This window comes from Cupriavidus numazuensis (assembly GCF_905397435.1).
Classification (GTDB): Bacteria; Pseudomonadota; Gammaproteobacteria; order Burkholderiales; family Burkholderiaceae; genus Cupriavidus; species Cupriavidus numazuensis.
The window spans coordinates 1-6,406 of the sequence record NZ_CAJPVI010000122.1; the positions used below are offsets into that span (position 1 = coordinate 1).

11 protein-coding genes and 1 pseudogene are annotated in these 6,406 nt (G+C 63.5%); 5 read left to right on the top strand and 7 right to left on the bottom strand.

Features of this window, described 5'->3' with window-relative positions; all coding sequences use genetic code 11:
- Positions 1-852 (bottom strand): DNA-binding protein (locus tag KHO41_RS40480; protein ID WP_211958809.1); only part of this gene is annotated, 852 nt, incomplete at its 3' end.
- A 192-nt stretch (positions 853-1,044) separates the two neighbouring features.
- On the opposite strand from KHO41_RS40480, the gene KHO41_RS40485 reads away from it, so the two are divergent.
- The 5 genes from KHO41_RS40485 (at position 1,045) to KHO41_RS40505 (ending at position 2,900) form a co-directional block, all read left to right on the top strand.
- Positions 1,045-1,290: a FitA-like ribbon-helix-helix domain-containing protein gene (locus tag KHO41_RS40485; protein ID WP_211958810.1), complete on the top strand. Its 246-nt coding sequence runs from the start codon at positions 1,045-1,047 to the stop codon at positions 1,288-1,290.
- A complete protein-coding gene (locus tag KHO41_RS40490; RefSeq protein ID WP_211958811.1) occupies positions 1,287-1,706 on the top strand; it encodes a type II toxin-antitoxin system VapC family toxin in 420 nt (139 codons plus the stop codon). The genes KHO41_RS40485 and KHO41_RS40490 overlap by 4 nt, the downstream gene beginning before the upstream one ends.
- 44 nt (positions 1,707-1,750) lie before the next feature.
- Positions 1,751-1,927: a hypothetical protein gene (locus KHO41_RS40495; RefSeq protein ID WP_211958812.1), complete on the top strand. Its 177-nt coding sequence runs from the start codon at positions 1,751-1,753 to the stop codon at positions 1,925-1,927.
- A gap of 443 nt (positions 1,928-2,370) precedes the next feature.
- Positions 2,371-2,634, top strand: a complete 264-nt coding sequence (locus KHO41_RS40500; protein WP_211958813.1) for a type II toxin-antitoxin system Phd/YefM family antitoxin — start codon at positions 2,371-2,373, stop codon at positions 2,632-2,634.
- Positions 2,631-2,900 carry a Txe/YoeB family addiction module toxin gene (locus KHO41_RS40505; RefSeq protein ID WP_211958814.1) on the top strand — a complete coding sequence of 90 codons (270 nt, stop codon included), beginning with the start codon at positions 2,631-2,633 and terminating at the stop codon, positions 2,898-2,900. Before KHO41_RS40500 ends, KHO41_RS40505 begins: the two co-directional genes overlap by 4 nt.
- A gap of 279 nt (positions 2,901-3,179) precedes the next feature.
- Here KHO41_RS40505 and KHO41_RS40510 read toward each other — a convergent pair whose 3' ends face one another.
- From KHO41_RS40510 to KHO41_RS40535, 6 genes and pseudogenes are all read right to left on the bottom strand, one after another.
- Positions 3,180-3,866 carry a universal stress protein gene (locus KHO41_RS40510; RefSeq protein ID WP_244874274.1) on the bottom strand — a complete coding sequence of 229 codons (687 nt, stop codon included), beginning with the start codon at positions 3,864-3,866 and terminating at the stop codon, positions 3,180-3,182.
- A 533-nt stretch (positions 3,867-4,399) separates the two neighbouring features.
- Positions 4,400-4,597: a hypothetical protein gene (locus KHO41_RS41575; RefSeq protein WP_244874275.1), complete on the bottom strand. Its 198-nt coding sequence runs from the start codon at positions 4,595-4,597 to the stop codon at positions 4,400-4,402.
- A gap of 26 nt (positions 4,598-4,623) precedes the next feature.
- Positions 4,624-5,025, bottom strand: coding sequence for a type II toxin-antitoxin system VapC family toxin (locus KHO41_RS40520; protein WP_211958815.1), 402 nt, complete (start codon positions 5,023-5,025; stop codon positions 4,624-4,626).
- Entirely contained in the window at positions 5,022-5,264 is a 243-nt protein-coding gene (locus tag KHO41_RS40525) for an antitoxin (protein ID WP_211958816.1), read from the bottom strand. Before KHO41_RS40525 ends, KHO41_RS40520 begins: the two co-directional genes overlap by 4 nt.
- 62 nt (positions 5,265-5,326) lie before the next feature.
- Entirely contained in the window at positions 5,327-5,503 is a 177-nt protein-coding gene (locus KHO41_RS40530) for a hypothetical protein (RefSeq protein ID WP_211958817.1), read from the bottom strand.
- Positions 5,504-5,985: 482 nt separating this feature from the next.
- Positions 5,986-6,297 (bottom strand): annotated as a pseudogene (locus KHO41_RS40535) (transposase); the annotation flags it as partial.
- Between the last annotated feature and the right edge of the window lie 109 nt (positions 6,298-6,406).

Genomic DNA, 6,406 nt, shown 5'->3' on the forward strand with positions numbered 1-6,406 from the left:
GAGCCGATCGGCCAGCGCCGCGGCCTGGGCTTCCAGCTTCGCGCGGCCCTCCGCCAGCGCCACGGCAGCATCGCGCGCCTCGCTGCGGGCCGCCGCCAGTTCGCCGCGCAGGTCTTCAGCCGTGCGCTCGCTCTTCTGGCGCGCGGTGCGCTCCTGGTCCAGTTCGCGCAGCGCGCGCCGCTCGCTGGCTTCGGCGCGTTCCTGCGCGAGCGTTACTGCCTCGCGCGCCCGCTCGAGCTCCGTCGAGAATTGGGTGCGCAACTCTACCAGCTGGCGACCCGCCGCCTCCAGTTCCCCCCGCCCCGCTTCCCAACGCGCCCGCGTCGCGGCGTGCGCCTGGCGCTCGGCCGCCAGTTGGGCCTGCACGGCGTCGTGCGCCTGCCGCGCTTCGCCCAGCTGCGCCGAGAGCGCGAGCGCATCTTCGCGCGCGGCCGCGGTGTCGGCGCGCGCGGCATCGCGTTCCGATTCCGCGGCATTCGCTGCGTCACGCGCTTCGGCACGCAGCGTGGCGAGTTCCGCCGTCGCGGCCTCGTTGGCCGACTGCCAGATGGTCTGCACCGCCTCGGCGGCGATCTGCTTGAGGGGGTCCGGCAGGTCCGGATGGTCGATGGTGACGCGCGTGCGCCCGCGCAGCTCCTGCCAGAACGCCTGCAGCACCTCGGCGGGCGTGCCCATGCTGCCCTTGCGCACCAGGCTGTAGAGCTTGTTGGCGGTGGGCGTGACGCCGTAACGGAAGAACAGCAGGCCGCAGACCTCGCGGTACAGCGCGCGGGTGTCGGGGAAACGCCCGCGCAGCTCGGTCAAATCAGCCTGCAGCGCAGCGTCGGTCAGATCCAGGTCGGCCGCGGACATCGGGGAAAAAGTGAGTGGAATAAATAACTATATTACTACGTAATACGTTTAATAGCTAATAAATGCTGTCGTACTTTAGACATAAGTTTTCTTATGTCTAGTAAATGCACGTTGGATACCGCCCGGTCAGGTGGCCAGATACTGTGGGTTGAAATGTGCTAGCATTGCATTCAATGCAAGCGGGAGACTGGAATGGCGACGCTGACCATTCGAAACGTGGATGACGAATTGAAGGCCCGGCTGCGGATCGAAGCCGCCCAGCACGGCCACTCCATGGAGGAGGAGGTGCGCGAGATCTTGCGGCGCGCGCTCAGCAAGCGGCCGGCTCGGGGCGGCCTGGGCAGCCGGCTGCGCCAGCGCTTTGCCACGTTGGCCGATCCCGGGCTGGATCTGCCCGCGCGGGTCGAGCGACCACGGTCCCCGGAACTGCCTGAATGATCGTGCTCGACACCAATGTCTTGTCGGAGTTGATGCGGGCCGAGGCGGACCCGGCCGTCATCGACTGGCTCGATCGACAGGCTCCGGATTCCCTGACCATCACTGCCGTGACCGTGGCTGAATTGCTGTACGGCATTGCTCGTCTGCCCGACGGACGCCGCAAGTCCAGGTTACGGGAAGCCGCGGTACAGATGCTCGACGAGGAATTCGCTGACCGGGTGCTGCCCTTCGACGAGGACGCCGCCGTGCACTACGCCGCCCTCGTGTCCCAGCGCGCACGCGCGGGGCGTCCGATCAGCATGGCCGATGCGCAAATTGCCGCGATCTGTCGGCACCACGCCGCCACCTTGGCCACGCGCAACCGCAAGGACTTCGAAGGGATCGGCGTTACGCTGGCCAATCCTTGGGGGGATTGATGCGGGTCGCGCGAAGTCGCCGGCAAGGGCAACAAGCCCAGCTAGTGCCCGCGACTGACGATCTGGTTGCCGAACTCGTCCGCTATCGGCGTGCGCATGGACTGGCGCCGACGCAGCAGTCCGGCGATGGCCGCCCGCTGGTGCTGCCGGCCATCGACCGCGCGAACCACGGGAAGGTCTTGTCGCGCGTGGCGCTGCATCTGTTCATCAACGAAATTTGAGCATGGCGGCCGAGCGGCTGCGGGCGCGCGAACCCGAATAATGGGCGGCGCTGCCCGAGGCGCTCGCCAGCCTCGGCGCACTGACGGGGCATACAGCGGGCTCGCATAGGAGCGACCGCCAGATGTACACACCGAAGACGATGCGCGGAACGAGGCCACGCGAGAGCGGCATCGATTTGGCTGGACACGCAAGGCTTAGGACCCCTCCGTCTCTCCGCGATGGCGGCGGAAGGCTAAGGCCTATGGTCGTACTTTCACGAAAATGAAATTTCAACCAGATCCGCGGCCACCCAACCCGGCAGGAAATCATGGATGGCGCAGCCACGTCACACGGCGCGCGCAAATCGCTCCTCCGCGCAGCTGGCACCCCCACCTGCGCACAACAAACCTCCCAGTGCTATACTTGTACAAGTTTACGTACGAGTTTACCGAGGGAGGGCGCCATGCGCACTGTTCACTTCTCCGACGCCCGCAGCAACCTGAAGGCGGTCATGGACCAGACCATTGACGATCACGACGCCGTGCTGATCACGCGCCGCGGCGCGCCGAACGTGGTGCTGATGTCCGAAGCCCAGTATGAAAGCTGGAAGGAAACGATGTACCTGCTGCAATCGCCGACCAACGCCGAGCGCATCCTGCGCAGCATTGACCAACACCGTCGCGGCGAGGCGGTGGAGCGGCCGCTGATTGACCCGGACGCTGAATGACGCGCAGCATCAAGTTCATGCCCGACGCCTGGGAGGATTACCTCTACTGGCAAGGCCAAGACAAAAAGACCCTCAAGCGTATCAACCAGTTGATCCAACAGATCCAGCGCACGCCCTTCGAGGGCATCGGGAAGCCCGAGCCTTTGGTGGGCAACCTCAGTGGCTATTGGTCACGCCGCATCGATGACGCCAACCGCCTCATGTATTTCGCGGACGACGACAGCGTGGTGCTGATCAACTGCCGCTACCACTATGGCGACAAGTAAGCGAGGGAAATGGAGTTCCTGAAGTTGCTGTGCACCCTCATCACCCGCAACCCCTTGATTGCCAACCCGATGCGCACGCCTCCTCACTGGTCGCAGCGAAGGTCGATTAACGTCATCGTCCACGGCTTCGGCGGGCGCAGGAAAGCTGGTACCGACGAGCACCACTGCATGACAGTAGAGCCGCGAAGGCGACGACCTTACTGCCAAGCCCAACCTGGATCCGAAAGCGGGACGAAATCATAGTAGACGGGGCGAACACTTGGGGATCCCGCTGCGTGGTCAGTGCGACATCAGCACCGGAACGGTCATTGATTCCAGGAGCCTACGCGTCATGCCGCCCAGGACAAATTCCCAGGTCCTGGTATGACCGTAGGCACCCATCACGATGAGGTCGGTATCGCTGTCCACGGCAAGTGACAGCAATAACTCCCCGACATCGTCGCCGCTGCCAATGACCGGCTCCTTCAGGTTTGCCTGCACGCCGTGACCGGCCAGCCAGTTAGCCGCAAGCTGCACCGGTGAAAGCCACGGATCGCGCATGAGGTCAGGTCGCACGAATGAGACGATATCGACCGAATCAGCGCGCAGCAGTACTGGCAGGGCGTCGCGCATGGCACGGGCCGCCTCGCGGCTGCCATTCCAAGCCACCATTACGTTCTTGCCGACACCCGGAAAGCGGCCCGCATAGGGCACAACGAGAACAGGCCGTCCGCACCGCAGGACCACCGACTCGACGAAATTGTCTTCGGAGAACGCGTCGCTATCAGACGGATCAAGCTGTCCAACGACTAGCAGATCTGCAAGGTGTGCTTCGGCCTGTACCGTCTGGGCCGTGGCCCAGTCAGGCGCACGCCACTCCGTCCTGATCGCCAGTTCACGTGTTTCCCCTTCGAACGCCTGGCGTGCTGCCTCGCCCACCCGACGCTGCCATTCGTTGTAGGACGCCAGGTAACGATCGCCATCCACCAGGTAGCGAATCGCCCTGGGTCCGGCTTGCCGACAGCAAGCAGGCCCACAAGCCTTGCCTGGTACGCCAGCGCCAGTTGCGCCGCAAGGTGCAGTCGCTGGGGCACGTGCCGGCTAGCATCCAGGTGAACCATGATCGTCGCGTAGTCCATGATGGGCACCCTTCCACCAAAAGTCAGCAACGATTTCAATCTAGGTTGCGACCTTAGGGGTACTTGTCATGGATCAAGGAAGTGGGCGAGCAGCAGGGTCAACCACCCACCGAGCCCGCCCCGCCACAATAGGCGCTTATCGCCCATGGCCTTCGTGAAGCGCTCGGAGTGGATCGGCCCCGCCGGTTTCCGCTGGCGGCGCTTAGACGCCGGCATGCGCCCCTAGCAAAGCGCCTGGCTTGTGCGGTTACCTACAGGCGTACGTACCGTCGTTGCCCCAACGCGGCCTCATCGATCGCGCGCGCCAAAGCTCGTGACGGAACCCTTTGGCCCCCTTGCGCAATGCATCGCGCGGACGCGTCGACGACGGGCTGCTTGCTCTCATCTGCGGATGCGGCGCAGACGGGGGGCAACGACCGACTCCGCGAGGGCAAATTGCTGCCTCTCGAATGCCCCTGGATCGAGGCGATCCTTCGGCATCGAACGTGAGAACGGAAAACGTTGTTCGAACGACGCGTACTGGTTCTCCGGCCACGAACTCGACGACCACATCGGCCATGCGTGCGCGTTGCCCAGCAAGACGCTCTCCGTCCGACACGACACGTTCAGTGTTCACCGGCATGCCAATCTTCGACGTTCAACTGCGCCACGCGCGCGAACTCGCGCACGTTGTGCGTCACCAGAATGAGGTTACGCGACCTCGCCTGTCCGGCAATCAACACGTCGTAGGTGCCAATCGGGGTGCCGGCCGCCGCCAGTTGCGCGCGAATTTCGCCGGCGTGTTGGGCGTCCTCGGCATCGAACGGCACGACTTCGAACTGCAGCGCTTCAATGCGGGCCAGGTTCGCGGCGGCGCGTTGGCTCTTGTAGGCGCCATAGTACAGCTCATGTGCCACGATCGAGGGCAGACCGAAATCGGTTGGCAAGTGCGCGCGCAGGCGCTCCAGCATAGTGGGCTCCCCCTTGAGCATCGCAATGACCGCGTTGGCATCGAGCAGGTACTTCATTCGAACATATCCAGGCCGGGGCGCTCCTGAGCCTCAGGCTGGTCGACTGCGGCCGACTCGAAATCGGCATCGACCGGTCCTACCAGCGGCGCCAGCCAGGCCCAGTCCTGCGGCACGGGTTCGAGAATCACCGCGGCGCCGTGCCGACGGATGCGCACCTCGGCACTGTCAAAGCGAAAGTCCTTGGGCAGCCGCACGGCCTGAGAGCCTCCATGTCGGAAAACCTTGGCGAATTCCATCTTCCCCTCCGTGTGTGTATCTACACAATATAGATATATTTTATAGAGGGGCGGTTCAGGATTCAATAGCGCCGCGCATCCGTGGTGCGGCGGGTACCCTGCTTCAGCTTGAGGCGTTGGCGGCGCGCAGCGTCCGCGACAGGCGGGCGCTTGCCTTGTCCGGCGGCTGGCCGGATCGCGACCGGGCCGTGGCGGCCCACAAGGATCGGCTTGGTCGCGGTGCGGCTGTCATTGCGCACGCCACGGGGTGGGGGGCCTATCAGCCGGCCCGGCAAGAGAGCACGCTGGGATCACACACCGCTACAGGTAGCGAGCGCGGCGCTCGCGGGCCTGCGGCGCGGTGCGCACGACTTTTGGCACACCGGTGCGTCCCACCGCCTGCCGCATAGCTTCGTCTCATGGGCGTGTAGGCGGGTATGCCGCTGACGGCATACCCCCTGGCCCTGCGGGCTCCATCGTTTGTGGGGGTTTGTGAGACTGTCGGTTAATTGTGTTTTGAGGCGTTCTCAGGAGAACCCAGAGCGTTCAGGACGGAATGATCATCGTCGACCTAGGGATGGTCTGAACAACCGTCGGCATGCCGAGCCCCGGAGCGTTCTAGGCCAATGATTTTCACAACATGAGACGAATCGCACTCCAACATCGTTCTCGGCGCCCCTTTGATGGGGTTGAGGTCGATTTCGCCTCGATTTTTCGGCCCTTCTGGCCATTGCGGACGCACCTATGCCATTGCGCCCTGAATAATTCGTTTGCGCACCATCCACAGGTTCGACAACGCGAACAGCGTCTTGATCTGCGCAGTATTTTTCGCCAGCCCTCGATAGCGGACCTTCACGTAGCCGAACTGCCGCTTCAGAACCCGGAACGGATGCTCGACCTTGGCGCGGATGCTGGCCTTGGTTTTCTCCAGCTTGTCGAGCAATTCCCCTACAGGGGTGCTCTTGTCCAACGCACGACGCTTGCCAGGCTTCATTGCGACGTGCCATTTGGCCTCGATGCCTCGGGTCTCTTCGCGATTCTCGACACCCTGGTAGTACTACTGTGTCATAAATGTGATTGATCAGCCAGACGCGCAACATGGGCAAAGCCCAAGGCTGCGTATCAGATGCACGCTAAGTTGATGACGGAGTGTGGTGATTGAA